General features: G+C 60.8%; 16 protein-coding genes. 12 read left to right on the top strand and 4 right to left on the bottom strand.

From position 1 onward, the window contains the following. Nucleotides 1–16 precede the first annotated feature (16 nt). Nucleotides 17–994 (bottom strand): taurine ABC transporter substrate-binding protein, encoded by a 978-nt coding sequence (gene tauA, locus OGL93_RS05790; protein WP_263261425.1) that lies wholly within the window; start codon nucleotides 992–994, stop codon nucleotides 17–19. Nucleotides 995–1,280: 286 nt separating this feature from the next. Here tauA and OGL93_RS05785 point away from each other — a divergent pair, with 286 nt between their 5' ends. Next, nucleotides 1,281–1,919, top strand: a complete 639-nt coding sequence (locus tag OGL93_RS05785) for a peroxiredoxin (protein ID WP_263261424.1) — start codon at nucleotides 1,281–1,283, stop codon at nucleotides 1,917–1,919. A gap of 90 nt (nucleotides 1,920–2,009) precedes the next feature. On the opposite strand, the gene OGL93_RS05780 is transcribed toward OGL93_RS05785, so the two are convergent. After that, on the bottom strand, nucleotides 2,010–3,614 hold the full coding sequence (locus OGL93_RS05780) for an inorganic phosphate transporter (protein ID WP_263261423.1): 1,605 nt from the start codon (nucleotides 3,612–3,614) through the stop codon (nucleotides 2,010–2,012). Between the two features lie 203 nt (nucleotides 3,615–3,817). Here OGL93_RS05780 and ssuE point away from each other — a divergent pair, with 203 nt between their 5' ends. The 6 genes from ssuE to OGL93_RS05750 all read left to right on the top strand — a co-directional run bounded on the left by ssuE (nucleotide 3,818) and on the right by OGL93_RS05750 (nucleotide 8,484). After that, the gene (gene ssuE / locus OGL93_RS05775; protein WP_263261422.1) at nucleotides 3,818–4,411 is read left to right on the top strand and encodes an NADPH-dependent FMN reductase; all 594 of its coding nucleotides are present in this window, start codon (nucleotides 3,818–3,820) and stop codon (nucleotides 4,409–4,411) included. Between the two features lie 75 nt (nucleotides 4,412–4,486). Next, nucleotides 4,487–5,449: a sulfonate ABC transporter substrate-binding protein gene (locus tag OGL93_RS05770; RefSeq protein WP_263261421.1), complete on the top strand. Its 963-nt coding sequence runs from the start codon at nucleotides 4,487–4,489 to the stop codon at nucleotides 5,447–5,449. Nucleotides 5,450–5,492: 43 nt separating this feature from the next. After that, complete coding sequence (gene ssuD / locus OGL93_RS05765; protein ID WP_263261420.1) at nucleotides 5,493–6,641, top strand: FMNH2-dependent alkanesulfonate monooxygenase; 1,149 nt, start codon at nucleotides 5,493–5,495, stop codon at nucleotides 6,639–6,641. 9 nt (nucleotides 6,642–6,650) lie between these two features. After that, nucleotides 6,651–7,442, top strand: a complete 792-nt coding sequence (gene ssuC, locus OGL93_RS05760) for an aliphatic sulfonate ABC transporter permease SsuC (protein ID WP_263261419.1) — start codon at nucleotides 6,651–6,653, stop codon at nucleotides 7,440–7,442. Continuing rightward, a complete protein-coding gene (ssuB, locus tag OGL93_RS05755) occupies nucleotides 7,439–8,248 on the top strand; it encodes an aliphatic sulfonates ABC transporter ATP-binding protein (RefSeq protein ID WP_263261418.1) in 810 nt (269 codons plus the stop codon). The genes ssuC and ssuB overlap by 4 nt, the downstream gene beginning before the upstream one ends. Before the next feature lie 20 nt (nucleotides 8,249–8,268). Then, nucleotides 8,269–8,484, top strand: coding sequence for a TOBE domain-containing protein (locus OGL93_RS05750; protein WP_263261417.1), 216 nt, complete (start codon nucleotides 8,269–8,271; stop codon nucleotides 8,482–8,484). Between the two features lie 53 nt (nucleotides 8,485–8,537). Here the strand turns inward: OGL93_RS05750 and OGL93_RS05745 are convergent, their stop codons facing one another. Next, nucleotides 8,538–9,185, bottom strand: a complete 648-nt coding sequence (locus tag OGL93_RS05745) for a TetR/AcrR family transcriptional regulator (protein ID WP_263261416.1) — start codon at nucleotides 9,183–9,185, stop codon at nucleotides 8,538–8,540. A 198-nt stretch (nucleotides 9,186–9,383) separates the two neighbouring features. Then, complete coding sequence (locus tag OGL93_RS05740) at nucleotides 9,384–10,760, bottom strand: glutamine synthetase family protein (protein WP_263261415.1); 1,377 nt, start codon at nucleotides 10,758–10,760, stop codon at nucleotides 9,384–9,386. A gap of 691 nt (nucleotides 10,761–11,451) precedes the next feature. On the opposite strand from OGL93_RS05740, the gene OGL93_RS05735 reads away from it, so the two are divergent. From OGL93_RS05735 to potA, 5 genes are all read left to right on the top strand, one after another. Beyond that, on the top strand, nucleotides 11,452–12,810 hold the full coding sequence (locus OGL93_RS05735; RefSeq protein WP_263261414.1) for a glutamine synthetase family protein: 1,359 nt from the start codon (nucleotides 11,452–11,454) through the stop codon (nucleotides 12,808–12,810). A 44-nt stretch (nucleotides 12,811–12,854) separates the two neighbouring features. Beyond that, nucleotides 12,855–14,219, top strand: a complete 1,365-nt coding sequence (locus tag OGL93_RS05730; RefSeq protein ID WP_263261413.1) for an aspartate aminotransferase family protein — start codon at nucleotides 12,855–12,857, stop codon at nucleotides 14,217–14,219. 140 nt (nucleotides 14,220–14,359) lie between these two features. After that, nucleotides 14,360–15,457 carry a polyamine ABC transporter substrate-binding protein gene (locus OGL93_RS05725; RefSeq protein WP_263261412.1) on the top strand — a complete coding sequence of 366 codons (1,098 nt, stop codon included), beginning with the start codon at nucleotides 14,360–14,362 and terminating at the stop codon, nucleotides 15,455–15,457. 186 nt (nucleotides 15,458–15,643) lie between these two features. Further along, a complete protein-coding gene (locus tag OGL93_RS05720) occupies nucleotides 15,644–16,738 on the top strand; it encodes a polyamine ABC transporter substrate-binding protein (RefSeq protein WP_263261411.1) in 1,095 nt (364 codons plus the stop codon). Nucleotides 16,739–16,792: 54 nt separating this feature from the next. Then, nucleotides 16,793–17,935: a polyamine ABC transporter ATP-binding protein gene (gene potA, locus OGL93_RS05715; RefSeq protein WP_263261410.1), complete on the top strand. Its 1,143-nt coding sequence runs from the start codon at nucleotides 16,793–16,795 to the stop codon at nucleotides 17,933–17,935. Nucleotides 17,936–17,965 lie beyond the last annotated feature (30 nt).

Raw genomic sequence — 17,965 nt, 5'->3', positions numbered from 1 at the left:
CGTGCAGTAAAACGGCTTACTTGATGTAGGTGGCGCTGACGTACGGGCTGTAGTCAGGCAGCACGGTTTCTACCCGGCCCTGTTCCTTGAGGAACTTCGCGGTTTCGCCAATCGCCTTGGCGGTGCCGCCCTCGAGCAGCTGCGGCGAGGTCTGTGCCTTGGCGTCGGGGAAGGCGGAGCCTGCCAGCAGCTCGGGCACATCCTCGGCGTTGGAGCCGGTCAGCTTGGCGATCTTTTGCACTGGGGCCGAGTTGGCGGTCCAGGCGTCCTTGTGCGCGGCGTAATCGGCGTACGCGTCCAGGGTTACCTTAGAGAACTTGGCGATCACGTCAGGGTGTTTCTCGGCGTAGTCCTTGCGGGCCACCCATACCTCGAAGGTCGGCGCGCCCCATTGGCCAACTTGCGCGGCGTCGGTCAACACCGTGCCGGTCTTGCGGATCTCACCCAAGGCGGGGGACCACACGAAGGCGCCGTCGATGTCGCCGCGCTTCCAGGCAGCGGCGATCTCGAGCGGTTGCAGGTTCACTACCTTGACCTTGGTGGCGTCCAGGCCCCAGTGCTTGAGCGCGCCGAGCAGGCTGTAGTGAGAAGTCGATACGAACGGGGTGGCGATAGTTTTGCCCACCAGGTCTTCAGGCTTGGTGATGCCGCTGCCGTTGCGCACTACCAGCTGCTCGGAGGAGTTGATCTGCGCCGACACGATAAAGGCCACGATCGGCAACTTGCGTGAGGCGGCCGCGGCCAGGGGGCTGGAGCCCAGGTTACCAATCTGAACGCCGCCGGAGGCCAGCGCGGTGACGACCTCCGAGCCGCTGTTGAAGCGGAGCCAGTCGATCTTTTCCCCGATGCTTTTTTCGTAAGTGCCGTCGGCTTGGGGCACCTTGCTAGGGTCGATACCGGTTTGATACCCGACCTTAAGGTCCTCAGCCTGGGCGGACAATGCAGCGGCTGCGAAGGCTAAAGCGGTGAACAGGGGCGCGAAGGTGCGTGCCATTTTAGGTGCCTTGGGTCGGTGGGCGAATGGCACCTAGATTATCGTTCTAAAAAATCCGGAATAAATAATATTTGGTTACTAGCTTATGGCGCTTGATGAGGCGCCCGCTGCCGGATCGCGACGACGGCAGTACGGCTTTGAGCTAAACCTTATCAGCTGCTACGCATGAAACCGTGATAGAGCGGTCCAGCGTTACGGTTATAAACACAGTGCTATTTATTCTTTTAGAGTTCGTTGCCATGCATGCAACATAACGGCAACCGACCTCCCACAGGAGCTGAAAAAAATGGGCCTCAAGCTTGGCGATATCGCCCCTGACTTCGAACAGGACTCCAGCCTTGGCCGCATTCGCTTCCATGAATGGCTGGGCAACAGTTGGGGCGTGCTGTTCTCGCACCCGGCAGACTTCACCCCGGTGTGCACCACCGAACTAGGGTTCACCGCTAAGCTCAAGGACGAGTTCGACAAGCGTGGCGTTAAGGCCATCGCCCTGTCGGTAGATCCGGTCGAGTCCCATGTGAAGTGGATCGACGACATCAACGAAACGCAAAGCACCCAGGTCAACTTTCCGATCCTGGCCGACGCCGACCGCAAGGTCTCGGACCTTTACGACCTGATCCACCCTAACGCCAACGACACTCTCACGGTGCGCTCACTGTTCGTGATCGACCCGAACAAAAAGGTACGGCTGACCATTACCTATCCCGCCAGCACGGGGCGTAATTTCCATGAAATTCTGCGGGTGATCGATTCGCTGCAGCTTACGGACAACCACAAGGTCGCCACCCCCGCCAACTGGCAGGACGGTGATGAAGTGGTGATCGTGCCGTCGCTCAAGGACGAAGCGGAAATCGCCCAGCGTTTTCCCAAGGGTTACCGTGCAGTCAAGCCCTACCTGCGCCTGACGCCACAACCCAACCGCTGAACGAATGCCTAGCAGGGCTTTGGGGGGTCATTGATATGGCCCCCTTTTTTTATTAGGCCAGCAAGTGCTTTTTTGAGTAGGCCCCGCTATTCAAACAAACTGCCGAAACAACCAATACAACCCCGCGGACAATACGATCGCCGCGGGCAGGGTCAGCACCCAAGCCATGAGCAGGTTGCGCACGGTGCGCATTTGCAGCCCAGAGCCGTTAGCGGCCATGGTGCCGGCGACGCCGGACGACAACACGTGGGTGGTCGAAACCGGCAGCCCATACATGTCCGCGGCAGCGATGGTGAGCATGGCTATGGTTTCGGCGCTGGCGCCTTGCGCGTAGGTGAGGTGAGTCTTGCCGATGCGCTCGCCCACGGTCACTACGATACGCCGCCAGCCAACCAGCGTGCCCATGCCTAAGGCCAAGGCGACCGCGACTTTCACCCAGGGCGGGATGAACCGGGTGGCCTCACCGATGTAGGCCTGGAAAGCCTTGAGCTTGTCGCGGGTGTCGGCGTCGAAGGTGCCGATCTTTTCTTTCTCCATCACCCGAATGGCCTCGGACGTGAGATACATGTCGTTGCGCACGTTCGAGCTGGCGCGGGGCGGCACCCGGTCGAGGGAGCCATACAGCTTGACCTGTTCCGCAATGCTGCCGGCTACCGCCGCCAGTGCGGGTACTAATTGCGGCGACGGTTTGTGATCGATCAAAAAGTTTTCCAGGTGCTTACGTGGTTCTACCGTCAGTGGTTGCGGTTCGGCGCGGGTGAGTGCCTGTTGAGTCACCACGGCCAGGGCCGCGAAGCGTTGGGTTTCCGGCTCCGGGATGGCCCTGTTCAGCGCATAAGCCATTGGCAAGGTGCCGATGAGGATGAGCATGATCAACCCCATGCCCTTTTGCCCGTCGTTGGAGCCGTGGGCGAAGGACACCCCCGTGCACGTTAGGATCAGCAGGCCGCGAATCCAGAAAGGCGGCGGGTTGTTGCCTTCCGGGGCCTGATAGAGCGCGCGGTTCTTTACCAGCCGACGCAGCAGCAACATAAGCGCGCCCGCGCATACGAAGCCAATCACCGGCGACAGCAGCAGGGCATAGCCCACCTTCGCCGCCTGGCCCCAGTCCACCCCTGAAGTGCCCGTACGGCCGCTCATCAAAGCGTTGGCAACGCCCACGCCGATGATCGAGCCGATCAGCGTATGTGAGGAAGACGCCGGCAATCCCAGCGACCAAGTGCCGAGGTTCCACAAGATGGCGGCCAGCAGCAGGGCAAAAATCATCGCAAAACCTGCCGAGGAACCGACTTGCAGGATCAGGTCCACCGGTAACAGCGCGATGATGCCGAAGGCAACCGCGCCGCTTGAGGTGAGCACCCCGATGAAGTTGAACGCGCCGGACCACATTACCGCCACATGTGCAGGCAGCGAGTGGGTGTAGATCACCGTGGCTACCGCATTGGCCGTGTCATGGAAGCCGTTGACGAACTCGAAGGCCAGGGCGATCACCAGCGCGACGCCCAGCAGCACGTAGGGGGTCCAGGTCGCGGTTGAGGCGTTGCTGGTGTCCAGGTCTCGGCCCAGGCTCCAGAACATATAGCTCACGCCTACTATCAGCACGGCATAGAACAGCGCCTTGACCAGCGGGGTAGAACGGCGGTCGAGGGCGGGGCCTTTGGCAGGCGCGCTTGCCCTGAAGGTGTTCGAGGTCATGTGACGGCTCCGGGCCGGGGATGGGATCTTTCATGATCCTCGCTAATTGTGACAAATTTTTTCCCCATTGCCGCTTGGGGGTGGAAAGCGGACGCATGGAAAGTCAATTAAGGAATAAGCAAATGAACAAATATGATTTATGGATATAAAAGAACAGCGGTACTCTCGGCTTCGTTAATTATGTAAACGCAAGGGAAAGCCTGATGCTCGTTGTTTCAGTCGGAGGAAGCCCCAGCGCCCGCTCGCGCTCCGCGGTAGTGCTTGAGCGGGCGCGTCAGCTCCTTCAGGCCCGAGGGGTGGAAGTGGTGAGCTACCAAGTGCGGGAATTTCCCGCCGAGGACCTGCTCCACGCCCGCTTCGATAGCCCCCAGGTGATTGCTTTCTTGCAGATGGTCGAACAGGCAGACGGCCTGATCGTGGCTACGCCGGTGTACAAGGCTTCGTTCAGCGGTGCGCTGAAAACACTGCTGGACCTGCTGCCGGAACGTGCGCTCAGCCACAAGGTGGTATTGCCGATTGCCACCGGTGGCAGCATCGCCCACATGCTCGCGGTGGACTACGCCCTCAAGCCGGTGCTGGCGGCGCTCAAAGCGCAGGAGATGCTTCAAGGAATCTTCGCCGAAGACAACCAGATCACCTATGCCGAGGGTTCGACCCCGGCCAGCCTGGCGCCAGTGCTGGAGCAGCGCCTGGAAGGGGCGCTGGAAGAGTTTCACCAAGCCCTGGCGCGGCGGCCACGCCCGCTTGCGCCCGGCCAGCTCAGCCGCAGCCTGATCGAGGCGCGCTGGAGTATCTAAACAGCCTTAACATCTTCTGACCCGACCACGGGAAGCAGGTGCCAGTTACCCGACATAGTCATCAAGGAGAGCGCCATGCGCCCATTCACCTTGCGTCGAGGCCTGGTCGCCCTGTTTGCCGCGACCCTCGCTTTCGGCGCACTCAGCCAGGCCCAGGCCGACACCCTGCGCATCGGCTATCAGAAGTACGGCACCCTGGTGCTGCTCAAGGCTAAAGGCACCCTTGAAAAGCGCCTGGCTGACCAAGGCATCGATGTGCAGTGGACGGAGTTTCCTGGCGGCCCGCAGCTGCTCGAGGGCCTCAACGTAGGTTCTATCGACTTCGGCGTGACGGGTGAAACCCCGCCGGTGTTCGCTCAGGCGGCTGGCGCCGATCTGCTTTACGTGGCCCACGAGCCGCCAGCGCCTACCAGCGAGGCGATCCTGGTGCCCAAGGATTCGCCCATCACCAGCGTGAAAGACCTCAAGGGCAAGAAGGTGGTGCTCAACAAGGGCTCTAACGTGCATTACCTGCTCGTGCGTGCGCTGCAGGACGCGGGTCTTCAATACGGAGACATCCAGACCGTGTTCCTGCCGCCTGCCGATGCGCGTGCAGCCTTCGAGCGTGGCAGCGTCGATGCCTGGGTTATCTGGGACCCGTATCAAGCGGCGGCCGAACAACAGCTCAATGCTCGCACCCTGCGTGATGGCAGCGGCTTGGTGGACAACAACCAGTTCTACCTGGCCACCCGCCCTTATGCCCAGGCTCACCCGGCGGTAATCGCCACTTTGGTGGATGAAGTGCGCAAAACCGGGGAATGGTCCCGCTCCAATCCTCAAGAAGTGACCGAGCAGGTCGCGCCGCTGCTGGGCTTGCCCGCGCCTATCGTGCTGACCTCGGTCAAGCGTCAAGGCTTTGGTGCGACCTACCTCACCGACGACGTGGTGAGCGCGCAGCAGAAAATCGCCGATGCGTTTTACCAGCTCAAGCTGATACCCAAGCCGCTGAGCATCAAAGACGTGATCTGGACCCCACCGGCAGGCCTTGCCACCAAATGACCTCGCGCCGGCCCAGCCGGCGCCAACTCTGGAGACAACTCCCATGAGCCTGAACATTTTCTGGTTTTTGCCTACCCACGGCGACGGTCATTACCTGGGCACCGCCGAAGGCGCGCGGGCGGTGGACCACGGTTACCTGCAGCAGATCGCCCAGGCGGCGGACCGCCTCGGTTACGGCGGTGTACTTATCCCTACCGGCCGCTCCTGCGAGGACTCCTGGCTGGTGGCCGCATCGCTGATTCCGGTCACCCAGCGGTTGAAATTCCTGGTGGCGCTGCGCCCTGGAATCATCTCGCCGACTGTGGCTGCTCGCCAAGCCGCAACCCTGGACCGCCTCTCCAATGGCCGTGCGCTGTTCAACCTGGTGACCGGTGGTGACCCGGACGAGCTCGCCGGCGATGGCCTGTTCCTTAGCCACGAGGAGCGCTACGAAGCGTCGGTGGAATTCACTCGCATCTGGCGCCGGGTGCTGGAAGGCGAAACGGTCGATTACGAAGGCAAGCATCTGCAAGTCAAAGGGGCGAAGCTGCTCTACCCGCCGATCCAGCAACCGCGCCCGCCGTTGTATTTCGGCGGCTCTTCGGATGCCGCTCAAGATCTGGCCGCCGAGCAGGTCGAGCTGTACCTCACCTGGGGTGAGCCGCCGGCCGCCGTGGCCGAAAAAATCGCCCAGGTACGTGCCAAGGCTGCTGCTCAAGGGCGCACCGTGCGCTTTGGTATCCGCTTGCATGTGATCGTGCGAGAAACCAACGAAGAGGCCTGGCGCGCTGCTGACCGGCTGATCGCTCAGCTCGATGACGCCACTATCGCCAAAGCGCAGTCGGCCTTTGCCCGCTTCGATTCAGTCGGCCAGCAGCGCATGGCCGCTCTGCACGGCGGCCGCCGTGACAACCTGGAAGTGAGCCCTAATCTCTGGGCCGGCGTCGGCCTGGTGCGCGGTGGCGCTGGCACGGCACTGGTGGGGGATGGCCCTACCGTGGCTGCGCGTGTGAAGGAATACGCGGACCTGGGCATCGACACCTTTATCTTCTCCGGCTACCCGCACCTGGAAGAGTCTTATCGGGTAGCGGAACTGTTATTCCCGCACTTGGACGTGGAACGACCGCAAGCGAACGGCGGCGCGGGCTATATCAGCCCGTTCGGTGAGATGGTCGCCAACGACATCCTGCCTAAAGCCGTGGCGCAGAGCTGAGGGGGCGTGATGAGCATCTCTCGCAGAGCGGCCGAACGGCTGGCGCCTTGGGTGCTGCCCGTGCTGTTGCTGGCTATCTGGCAGTTAGCGGTCAGCGCGGGCTGGCTGTCTACGCGCATCCTGCCCGCGCCTAGCGCGGTGCTGGAGGCGGGGGTGCAACTGGTGCGCTCCGGCGAGATCTGGAAGCACTTGGCGATCAGCAGCTGGCGCGCGGCGGTAGGCTTTGCCATCGGCGGCGCTATTGGCCTGGCCCTGGGTTTTATTACCGGCCTGTCGCGCTGGGGCGAACGCTTGCTGGACAGCTCCGTGCAGATGATCCGCAACGTGCCTCACCTGGCGTTGATTCCGCTGGTCATTCTGTGGTTCGGCATCGATGAATCCGCCAAGATTTTCTTGGTGGCGCTGGGCACGCTATTCCCGATTTACCTCAATACCTATCACGGCATTCGCAACGTCGACCCAGCCCTGGTGGAAATGTCCCGTAGCTATGGGCTGTCAGGGTTTGCGCTGTTCTGGCAGGTGATCCTGCCCGGGGCGCTGCCTTCCATCCTGGTCGGCGTGCGCTTTGCGCTGGGCTTCATGTGGCTCACGTTGATCGTTGCCGAAACCATCTCCGCCAGTTCCGGCATCGGTTACCTGGCAATGAACGCCCGGGAGTTCCTGCAAACGGACGTGGTGGTGCTGGCGATCGTGCTCTATGCCGTGCTCGGCAAGCTCGCCGACCTTGCCGCGCGGGGCTTGGAGCGGGTGTGGTTGCGGTGGCATCCGGCCTATCAAACAGGCAAGGAAGGGCGCGCATGAGCATCCTGAACGACACACCCCATTTTTTGCGCGGCATTGCGCTGGATGTGCAGCAACTGACCAAAACCTTCGGTGAGCGCCAAGTGCTGCAGGGGGTGGACTTACACATCCCTGCCGGCCAGTTTGTTGCCGTGGTGGGCCGCAGTGGTTGCGGTAAAAGCACCTTGTTGCGCTTGCTTGCGGGCCTGGACAAAGCCAGCAGTGGCCACGTGGGCAGCGGCGACAGCAGCCTGGACACGGTGCGCCAAGGTACGCGCCTGATGTTCCAGGAGCCGCGCTTGCTGCCTTGGAAAACCGTGATCGAAAACGTCGGCCTGGGCCTGAAAGGGCACTGGCAACCCAAGGCCCTGGACGCCTTGAATGCGGTCGGCCTGGCCGAACGCGCCAAGGAATGGCCGGCGGCGCTCTCCGGCGGGCAAAAGCAGCGCGTGGCCCTGGCCCGCGCCTTGATCCATGAGCCACGTTTGCTGTTGCTCGACGAACCCCTGGGCGCCCTCGATGCGCTCACCCGTATCGAGATGCAGCAGTTGCTCGAGCGCCTCTGGGCCCTGCACCGCTTTACCGTGGTGTTGGTGACTCACGACGTCGCCGAAGCGGTGGCCGTCGCCGACCGGGTCATCCTGATCGAGGAAGGCCGCATAGGCCTGGATGTCCCGGTCGACCTTCCCCGCCCCCGGCAGCGAGGCTCCCACGCCCTGGCCGAGGTGGAAAGCCGCATCCTCGCCCGGGTGCTGTCGCTGCCCGGCCAGGAGATCCCTCCAGAACCAACTTATCCCCTGCCTGCGCAATTGCGTTGGGCTAATTGACGTTACCCAAGGAAATCGCCATGACTATCAAAGCCATCAACGTCCGCAACCAGTTCAAAGGCACCATCAAGGAAATCATCGAAGGCTCAGTGCTGTCGGAAATCGACGTGCAAACCGCTTCGGGCATCGTTACCTCGGTCATCACCACCCGCTCGGTAAAAGAGCTGGAGCTGGTGGTGGGCAGCGAAGTGATTGCGTTCGTGAAATCGACTGAGGTGTCTATCGCTAAGTTGTGAGGGTTTAAGCCTGCGAACTTCAATCGCTACAGGTTCGCGGGCTTCGCACGCCCCTACATTTCGGTAGGGGTGGAGCCTCGCCTTGCCATATATGCCGGCAAATACAACCCCAAGTACGCATCGAATACCCGCATCCCTTCCTCGGCCAGCCGCGGTGTGATCGCCCCGTGCAACTGCACCGAGCGGGCGTACACCCTGTCCCCCAATTCCATTGCCAGCGTGAACACGTCCACGTCTTCAGGCAGCTGCGGCAGCACGAAATGCCGGGCGAACACCTCGCGCATCAGCGCCCCGAGCTCGATGTCGTGCTTGCGGTCGGCCTGGGTTACTTCACTGAGCCCGTGTTGGGCGAGTATCAATTGGCGGGCCGCGGCGTCTTGGTTGTAGAGATCCAGCATGCGCTGCTCAAGCAGGCAAGACAGGTCGCGCCAGGTGCTCAGGCCATGCGGGTCGATAGGGGCTTCGAGGCACGCGCGGAAGGCGGCATGGATGTCTGCAGTGAGGCCCTCGAGCAAGGCGGGCACGCTGGGAAAGAAGTGGTACACCGACGAGGGCGGGATCTGCGCCAGTTCCGCCACATTGTAGATGGCCAGCCCTGCCACGCCGTCGCGGACCAGCAGTGCGCGAGCGGCAGCGAGGATGGCATCGATCCGGGCTTGGCTACGCTGGCGGGGTTTGCGAGGGGCGGGGGTGCGGGACATGACGGGCTCCTGAAGAGAGCCCGCATTCTAGCTGAACTGTACCGGGTGGGCGTTTCTGTGGTGCTCGGCATGCCTGCGCATGAACGTGTGGGGCCGGGCAAAGCCCGGGAAGGGCTTCAAGTCGCGCCCTCTCCCCGGGCTTTGCCCGGCCCCACAGAGTCGTAGCAACCACCGGCGTGTTATCTGTGAGCGCCGGCGCTACACCGTATGCAGGTACCAGTTGTACTCGAGGTCGGAGATCGAATGTTCGAACTCTGCCAGCTCGCTTTCCTTACAGGCCACGAAGATGTCGATGTACTTCGGATCGATGTACTTCGCCATGATTTCACTGTCGTCCAGTGCCCGCAGCGCATCGCGCAGGTTGTTCGGCAGGCTCGGCTCGGTCTGCTCGTAGGCGTTGCCTTCCAACGGCTCGCCTGGTTCTACCTTGGTGGTCAAGCCGTGGTGGATACCGGCGAGTACGGCTGCCATCAGTAGGTAAGGGTTGGCGTCCGCCCCGGCCACGCGATGCTCGATGCGCACCGAGTCTGGGGTGCCCGTGGGCACGCGCAGGGCAACGGTACGGTTATCCAAGCCCCAGGTCGGCGAGTTCGGCACATAGAACTGCGCACCGAAACGGCGGTAGGAGTTGACGTTGGGGCAGAGGAAGGCCATCGAGGCCGGTAGGGTCTCGAGCACACCGCCGATTGCGTGGCGCAATGCGGCGTTCTGCTCGGGATCCTCGCTGGTGAAGATATTCTTGCCGTCCTTGTCGAGGATCGAAATGTGCACATGCAGGCCATTTCCCGCCTGGCCCGGGTAGGGCTTGGCCATGAAGGTGGTGTCCATTTCATGGTCGTAGGCGATGTTCTTGATCAGCCGCTTGAGCAACACCGCGTAGTCGCAGGCTTTGAGCGGGTCGGCAACGTGATGCAGGTTCACTTCGAACTGCGCGGGGGCGCTTTCCTTGACGATGGCGTCAGCCGGAATGTGCTGCTCCTTGGCGCCTTCGAGGATGTCCTGGAGGCAGTCGACGTATTCGTCCAGGTCGTCGATCAGGTACACCTGGGTCGACTGCGGGCGCTTGCCGGAGATCGGCGAGCGGGGCGGTTGTGGCCGGCCGTTCACGTTTTCCTGGTCGATCAGGTAGAACTCCAGCTCGAACGCCGCGCAAATGGTAAGGCCGAGGTCGTCGAACTTTTGCACTACCTGGCGCAACACTTCGCGGGGGTCGGCGAAGAAGGGCTCGCCTTCGAGTTCATGCATGGTCATCAGCAGCTGTGCGGTGGGGCGCTTCTGCCAAGGCTCGTTGCTCAAGGTATTGGGGATCGGATAACAGATGCGGTCGGCGTCGCCGATATCCAGGCCCAGGCCGGTGCTTTCGACCGTAGAGCCGTTGATATCGAGGGCAAACAGCGATGCCGGCAGGTTGATGCCTTTTTCATACACCTTGTGCAGGCTGGTGCGCTCGATGCGCTTGCCACGCACTACACCATTCATATCTGCAATTAGAAGATCGACGTACAGAACCTCAGGATGATCCTTAAGGAATGCGTTCGCTTCGTTAAGCTGAACGGCACGCGGGGGTACCGACATGATGCAACACCTTTGTTGTTAAAAATATCAATCATTGGCTTACAACCGTCTCAGTCAATCCGAAAGCCAACCCGAAGTCAAGCTGACCCAGTCTCGCCCTTTTGGGGAGCGTTTTTGGGCTTTTTGCCTTGTTATGGTGCGTTTTCGTCTGAGTTTTCCGTCATGTTTTGAATCTTTATTCAAGGCGTGCTGAATTTTTTACGGGGTGTTGTATAAAAAATTGAACGACGCTAAGCTCGGTTGCATCCCATAACAGCAACAATAACGGGGAATATCATGGCACGCCCGCTCCGCACTGGCGCAACTGCCTGGCAAGCGCTGGCATTGCGCGCCTTGCTCTACCTGGCACGAGCTACCACGCTCTATTTTGGCACCCGGACGCAACAGCGCCAGGCCAGCCATACCCTATCATTACAAAGCCTCCGGCTTGACTGGAGCGCTCCACGGATCTTTACAGGTTCGTATTGCCATACTGCCAGAAGTCGCTCCAACGCGCCCGCCCGCCTCGTCGGCCGGTCAGCATCGGTGGCGCGTGCGCGTATACTTTTCGGCGCCAGGGCCAATGCCCAGGTTCCACCGTGGCCTACCGAGCGCCCGGCGGCGCTGGCCAGCAAAAGGCACCACACTCTGACGCAGATGCGTCAAACACCCCTGGCCCCCCAGGCCTGGGCCTTTACCTCCTGAGGTATTTATGAGTACCAACCTCGACCAGCTCACTGATTGGTTGAAAAAGCACAAAATCACCGAAGTCGAATGCCTGATCAGCGACCTGACCGGCATCACGCGGGGCAAGATCTCTCCTACCAACAAGTTCATCGCCGAAAAAGGCATGCGCTTGCCTGAGAGCGTGCTGCTGCAGACCGTAACCGGCGACTACGTGGAAGACGACATCTATTACGAGTTGCTCGACCCCGCCGACATTGACATGATCTGCCGCCCTGACGAGAACGCGGTGTTCCTGGTGCCTTGGGCCATCGAGCCCACCGCGCAGGTGATCCACGACACCTACGACAAGCAAGGCAACCCGATCGAGCTGTCGCCGCGCAACGTGCTCAAGAAAGTGCTCAAGCTGTATGCCGACCGCGGCTGGCTGCCGATCGTCGCGCCGGAGATGGAGTTCTATCTCACGAAGCGCTGCGATGACCCCGACTTCCCGCTGCAGCCGCCCATCGGCCGCTCTGGCCGGCCGGAAACCGGCCGCCAATCGTTCTCTATCGAAGCGGCGAACGAATTCGACCCGCTGTTCGAGGACGTCTACGACTGGTGCGAACTGCAAAACCTGGACCTGGACACGCTGATCCACGAAGACGGCACCGCGCAGATGGAAATCAACTTCCGTCATGGCAGCGCCTTGGCTCTCGCTGACCAGATCGTGGTCTTCAAGCGGACCATGCGTGAAGCGGCGCTCAAGCACAATGTGGCCGCCACCTTTATGGCCAAGCCCATGACCGGCGAGCCGGGCAGTGCGATGCACCTGCACCAGAGCGTGGTCAGCGTGGAAACCGGCAAGAGCATCTTCTCCAACGAAGACGGCTCCATGAGCCAGCTGTTCTTGCACCATGTAGGCGGCCTGCAGAAGTACATCCCGGAATTGCTGCCGCTGTTCGCACCTAACGTGAACTCCTTCCGCCGCTTCCTGCCGGATACCTCCGCGCCTGTGAACGTGGAATGGGGTGAAGAAAACCGCACGGTGGGCCTGCGGGTGCCAGACGCTACGCCGCAGAACCGTCGAGTGGAAAACCGCCTGCCCGGCGCCGATGCCAACCCATACCTGGCGATTGCCGCCAGCCTGCTGTGTGGCTATATCGGCATGGTCGAGGGCATCCCGCCCAGCGCGCCTGTGCATGGTCGCGGCTACGAGCGCCGTAACCTGCGCCTGCCGTTGACCATCGAGGACGCGCTCGAGCGCATGGAAAACTGCAAAACCGTTGAAAAGTACCTGGGTCGCAAGTTCGTGACCGGGTACGTAGCGGTCAAGCGGGCAGAACACGAGAACTTCAAGCGCGTGATCAGTTCGTGGGAACGGGAGTTCCTGCTGTTCGCGGTCTGATCGCTACCAGCTTGCCGCCCGGTGGGTTGGCCAAGGAGATGAGCATGAGCAATAACAATCCGCAAACCCTGCAATGGCAATCCCTCAGCGGCGACCATCACCTGGCGCCGTTCAGCGACTACAAGCAGCTCAAGGAAAAAGGCCCGCGCATCATCACCAAGGCGCAAGGCGTTCACCTGTGGGACAGCGAAGGGCACAAGATCCTCGATGGCATGGCCGGGTTGTGGTGCGTGGCGGTCGGCTACGGGCGCGAAGAGCTGGTGCAGGCCGCGGCGAACCAAATGCGCGAGCTGCCCTACTACAACCTGTTCTTCCAGACCGCACATCCGCCGGCGCTGGAGCTGGCCCGGGCGGTAGTCGAGGTGGCCCCAGCAGGCATGAGCCACGTGTTCTTTACCGGTTCCGGCTCGGAAGGCAACGATACCGTGTTGCGTCTGGTCCGCCATTACTGGGCGCTCAAGGGCAAGCCTGGGAAAAAGACCATCATTGGCCGCATCAACGGCTACCACGGCTCCACCGTGGCGGGCGCGAGCCTGGGCGGCATGAGCGGCATGCACGAGCAGGGCGACCTGCCCATTCCCGGCATCGTGCACATCGCGCAGCCTTATTGGTTCGGTGAGGGCGGGGACATGACACCCGAGGAATTCGGGGTGTGGGCCGCCAACCAGCTGGAAGAAAAAATTCTCGAGGTGGGCGAAGACCAGGTCGCGGCGTTTATCGCCGAGCCTATCCAGGGTGCCGGTGGCGTGATCATTCCGCCTGACAGCTACTGGCCGCGCATCAAGGAGATCCTCGCCAAGTACGACATTCTGTTCGTAGCGGATGAAGTGATCTGTGGTTTCGGCCGCACCGGCGAATGGTTCGGCAGCGATTACTACGGGCTCGAACCCGACCTGATGACCATCGCCAAGGGCCTGACTTCCGGTTATGTACCTATGGGCGGCGTGATCGTGCGGGACGAAGTCGCGCGCGTGATCAGTGAGGGCGGTGACTTCAACCACGGCTTTACTTATTCCGGCCACCCGGTGGCCGCCGCGGTCGGCTTGGAAAACCTGCGCCTGTTGCGTGAAGAAAAAATCATCGAACGGGTGAAAGGCGAAACGGCACCGTATTTGCAAAAGCGCCTGAGGGAACTCGAAGACCACCCGTTGGTAGGCGAGGTCCGGGGGTTGGGCATGCTCGGCGCGATCGAGCTGGTGAAGACCAAAGCCACCCGCGAGCGGCACCAAGGGCGGGGCGCGGGCATGATATGCCGGCAGTTCTGCTTCGATAACGGGCTGATCATGCGGGCCGTTGGCGACACCATGATCATCGCGCCGCCGTTGGTGATCAGCGCCGAGGAGATTGATGAATTGGTCACCAAGGCGCGGTTGTGCCTGGACCTGACCCTTAATGCGTTAAATGGCTAAATGCTAGTCTGTGCGACGGCGCCGTCTCTTCGAACGCGCCGGACCGCTCGCCAGGCCAGCCTGCGTTCCGGTTTACCGCCTCGCTGGTGAGGCACCGGCGCCCTACAGGTGGTTTTTAAAAAAAATTTGGAGCATTACGCATGAAGAAATTTGGCAAGACGCTGCTCGCCATGTCGATGATGGCAGCCGCAGTCGGGGCAGTTCACGCTGATGACAAGGTTCTGCACGTTTACAACTGGTCGGATTACATTGCGCCAGACACGGTAGCGAACTTCGAGAAAGAGTCGGGCATCAAGGTGGTGTACGACGTGTTCGACAGCAACGAAACCCTGGAAGCCAAGCTGCTGGCGGGCAAGTCGGGTTATGACATCGTGGTGCCGTCGAACAACTTCCTAGCCAAGCAAGTGAAGGCGGGCGTTTACCAGGAACTGGACAAGTCCAAGCTGAGCAACTGGGGCAACCTGGATCAGTCCCTGCTCAAGGCGGTGGGTGACGCCAGCGACCCGGGCAACCAGCACGCCTTCCCATACATGTGGGGCACCATCGGCATCGGTTACAACCCCGAGAAGGTCAAGGCCGCGCTGGGCGTGGACAAGATCGATTCCTGGGACGTGCTGCTCAAGCCCGAAAACATCGCCAAGCTGAAATCCTGTGGCGTGAGCTTCCTCGACTCGCCAACCGAGATGCTGCCGGTCGCCTTGCACTACCTGGGCCTGCCCACCAACAGCCAGAAGAAGGAAGACCTCAAGCAGGCTGAAGACCTGTTCCTCAAGGTCCGCCCGAGCATCACCTACTTCCACTCCTCCAAATACATCTCGGATCTGGCCACCGGCAATATCTGCGTAGCCGTGGGTTACTCGGGTGACGTGCAGCAGGCTAAGTCGCGTGCCGAGGAAGCTGGCGGCAAGGTGAAAGTCAGCTACGCCATTCCGAAGGAAGGCGCTGGCACCTTCTACGACATGGTCGCCATTCCCAAGGACGCCGAGAACACCGAAGCCGCTTACAAGTTTATGAATTACCTGCTCGAGCCGAAGGTCATGGCTCAGATCACCAACGCAGTGCAATTCCCGAACGGGAACAAGGCCGCTACCGAGTTCGTTGACAAGGCCATTACGTCGGACCCGAACATCTACCCGTCCGACGAGGTCAAGGCCAAGTTCTATGCGATCTCTGACCTGCCCGCCGCTACGCAGCGGGAGATGACTCGCAGCTGGACCAAGATCAAGTCTGGCAAGTAACCCTTTGCAGGCTGCCGCTAGCTCCTACAGCGCAATAGCTCAAGTAGGAGCTGGCGCAGCCCGCGAACCACTGCTGTAACGAATTAATTTTGCCGAGCAGGTATATCGAAGGTAAGTTGCGCGCCGGTTTCGCATGCCGGTCGGTTGATTGCCGTCTGAAAAGAACACTTTCGAGAGGATTTCCACTTGTCTCACTCTTTCATTAGCAAGGCGCTCTTGCTCACCGCCGGGCTTGTACTCACAGCTGGCGCCCAGGCAGCGGAGACGGTGAAGGTTTATAACTGGTCGGACTACATAGGCGCGACCACCCTGGCCGACTTCGAAAAAGCGACCGGTATCAAACCGTCCTATGACGTGTTCGATTCCAACGAAACCCTCGAGGGTAAGCTTTTGGCTGGCCACACCGGCTACGACGTGGTGGTGCCGTCGAATCACTTCCTCGGCAAACAGATCAAGGCAGGCGCGTTCCAGAAGCTGGATCGCAGCCAGTTGCCTAACTGGAAGAATCTTGACCCTGCTCTGATGAAGCGCCTCGAGGCCAACGATCCGGGTAACCAATACGCTGTTCCCTATCTGTGGGGCACCAACGGTATCGGTTACAACGTCGACAAGGTCAAGGCTGTGTTGGGCGTGGACAAGCTCGATTCCTGGGCTGTGCTGTTCGAGCCCGAGAACATGAAGAAGCTGCAAAAGTGCGGCGTGGCATTTCTCGACTCGCCGGATGAAATGATGCCGGCGGTACTTAATTATCTGGGGCTGGATCCAAACAGTACCAACCCGGAGGACTATAAGAAGGCCGAAGCCAAGTTGCTGGCTGTGCGTCCTTATGTGCGCTACTTCCACTCCTCTAAATACATCTCCGATCTTTCCACCGGCAACATCTGTGTGGCCGCTGGTTTCTCTGGTGATGTATTCCAGGCGCGCAGCCGCGCCGAGGAAGCGAAGAACGGCGTGAACGTCGCCTACGCTGTACCCAAGGAAGGTGGCAACCTGTGGTTCGACATGTTGGCTGTTCCAGCCGACGCGCCGGACGTGAAGCAAGCCCATGCCTTTATCAATTATCTGTTGGACCCGAAAGTCATCGCCCAAGTGAGCGATGCCGTTGGGTATGCCAACCCGAACCCTGAGGCTAAGTCCGACATGGACAAGGCCGTGAGCAATGACCCTGCGGTGTATCCGCCCCAGGACGTGCTCGACAAGGCGTATGTCAGCCACGAGCTGCCACCCGCGATTCAACGTTTGATGACCCGCTCGTGGAACAAGATCAAGACGGGCAAGTAATTAACCTACGCCCGCCGGTGACGGCGGGTTTGCGAAAAAGTTGGGAGTTCGTTGATGGCCGTTGCCTCCAGTGCCTATAAGAAAGCCCTCGAAGGCGGGCAACACCCCAAACAGGTGTTGGTCAAGATCGATCGGGTAACAAAAAAGTTCGACGAGACGATCGCCGTGGACGACGTGTCCTTGCAGATCCACAAAGGCGAGATCTTCGCCTTGCTAGGTGGTTCGGGTTCGGGCAAGTCGACTCTGCTGCGCATGCTCGCGGGCTTCGAGCGGCCTACGGAAGGGCGGATATTCCTCGACGGGGAAGACATCACGGACATGCCGCCCTACCAGCGGCCGATCAACATGATGTTCCAGTCTTATGCATTGTTCCCGCACATGACCGTTGCGCAGAACATCGCCTTCGGCTTGAAGCAAGACAAGATGCCGAGCGCCGAGATCGACGCCCGCGTCGCCGAAATGCTCAAGCTGGTGCACATGACCCAGTACGCCAAGCGCAAGCCGCACCAGTTGTCCGGTGGCCAGCGCCAGCGGGTCGCCCTGGCGCGGTCGCTGGCCAAGCGGCCAAAGCTGCTGCTGCTCGATGAGCCGATGGGCGCGCTGGACAAAAAGCTGCGCTCGGAGATGCAACTGGAACTGGTGGAAATCATCGAGCGGGTGGGTGTGACCTGCGTGATGGTGACCCACGACCAGGAAGAAGCCATGACCATGGCGCAGCGCATCGCGATCATGCACCTTGGCTGGATCGCCCAGATCGGCAGCCCTGTGGATATCTATGAAACGCCAACCAGCCGCCTGGTGTGCGAGTTCATCGGCAACGTCAACCTCTTCGATGGCCAGGTGGTAGAGGACATGGAAGGCTACGCACTGATCGCCTCGCCAGAGCTGGAGCGCACTATCTACGTGGGCCACGGCATCAGTACCGCGGCTCAGGACAAGAGCGTCACCTACGCGATCCGCCCGGAAAAACTGCTGGTCACCACCGAGCAGCCGACCTGCGAGCACAACTGGTCGCGCGGCAAGGTGCACGACATCGCCTACCTGGGCGGCCACTCGGTGTTCCACGTTCAACTGCCCAGCGGCAAGATCGTGCAGTCCTTCGTTGCCAACGCCGAACGCCGTGGCGCGCGGCCAACCTGGGACGACGAAGTGTTCGTATGGTGGGAAGACGACAGCGGCGTGGTACTGCGCTCATGAACAAGAAACTCAAACGCATCTACAACCGCT

Origin of the sequence: Pseudomonas sp. RIT-PI-S (genome assembly GCF_025642975.1) — a bacterium.
Lineage (GTDB): Bacteria > Pseudomonadota > Gammaproteobacteria > Pseudomonadales > Pseudomonadaceae > Aquipseudomonas.
The sequence above is the reverse complement of the archived record's forward strand: the minus strand, read 5'-3'. Positions and strand labels throughout refer to the sequence as shown.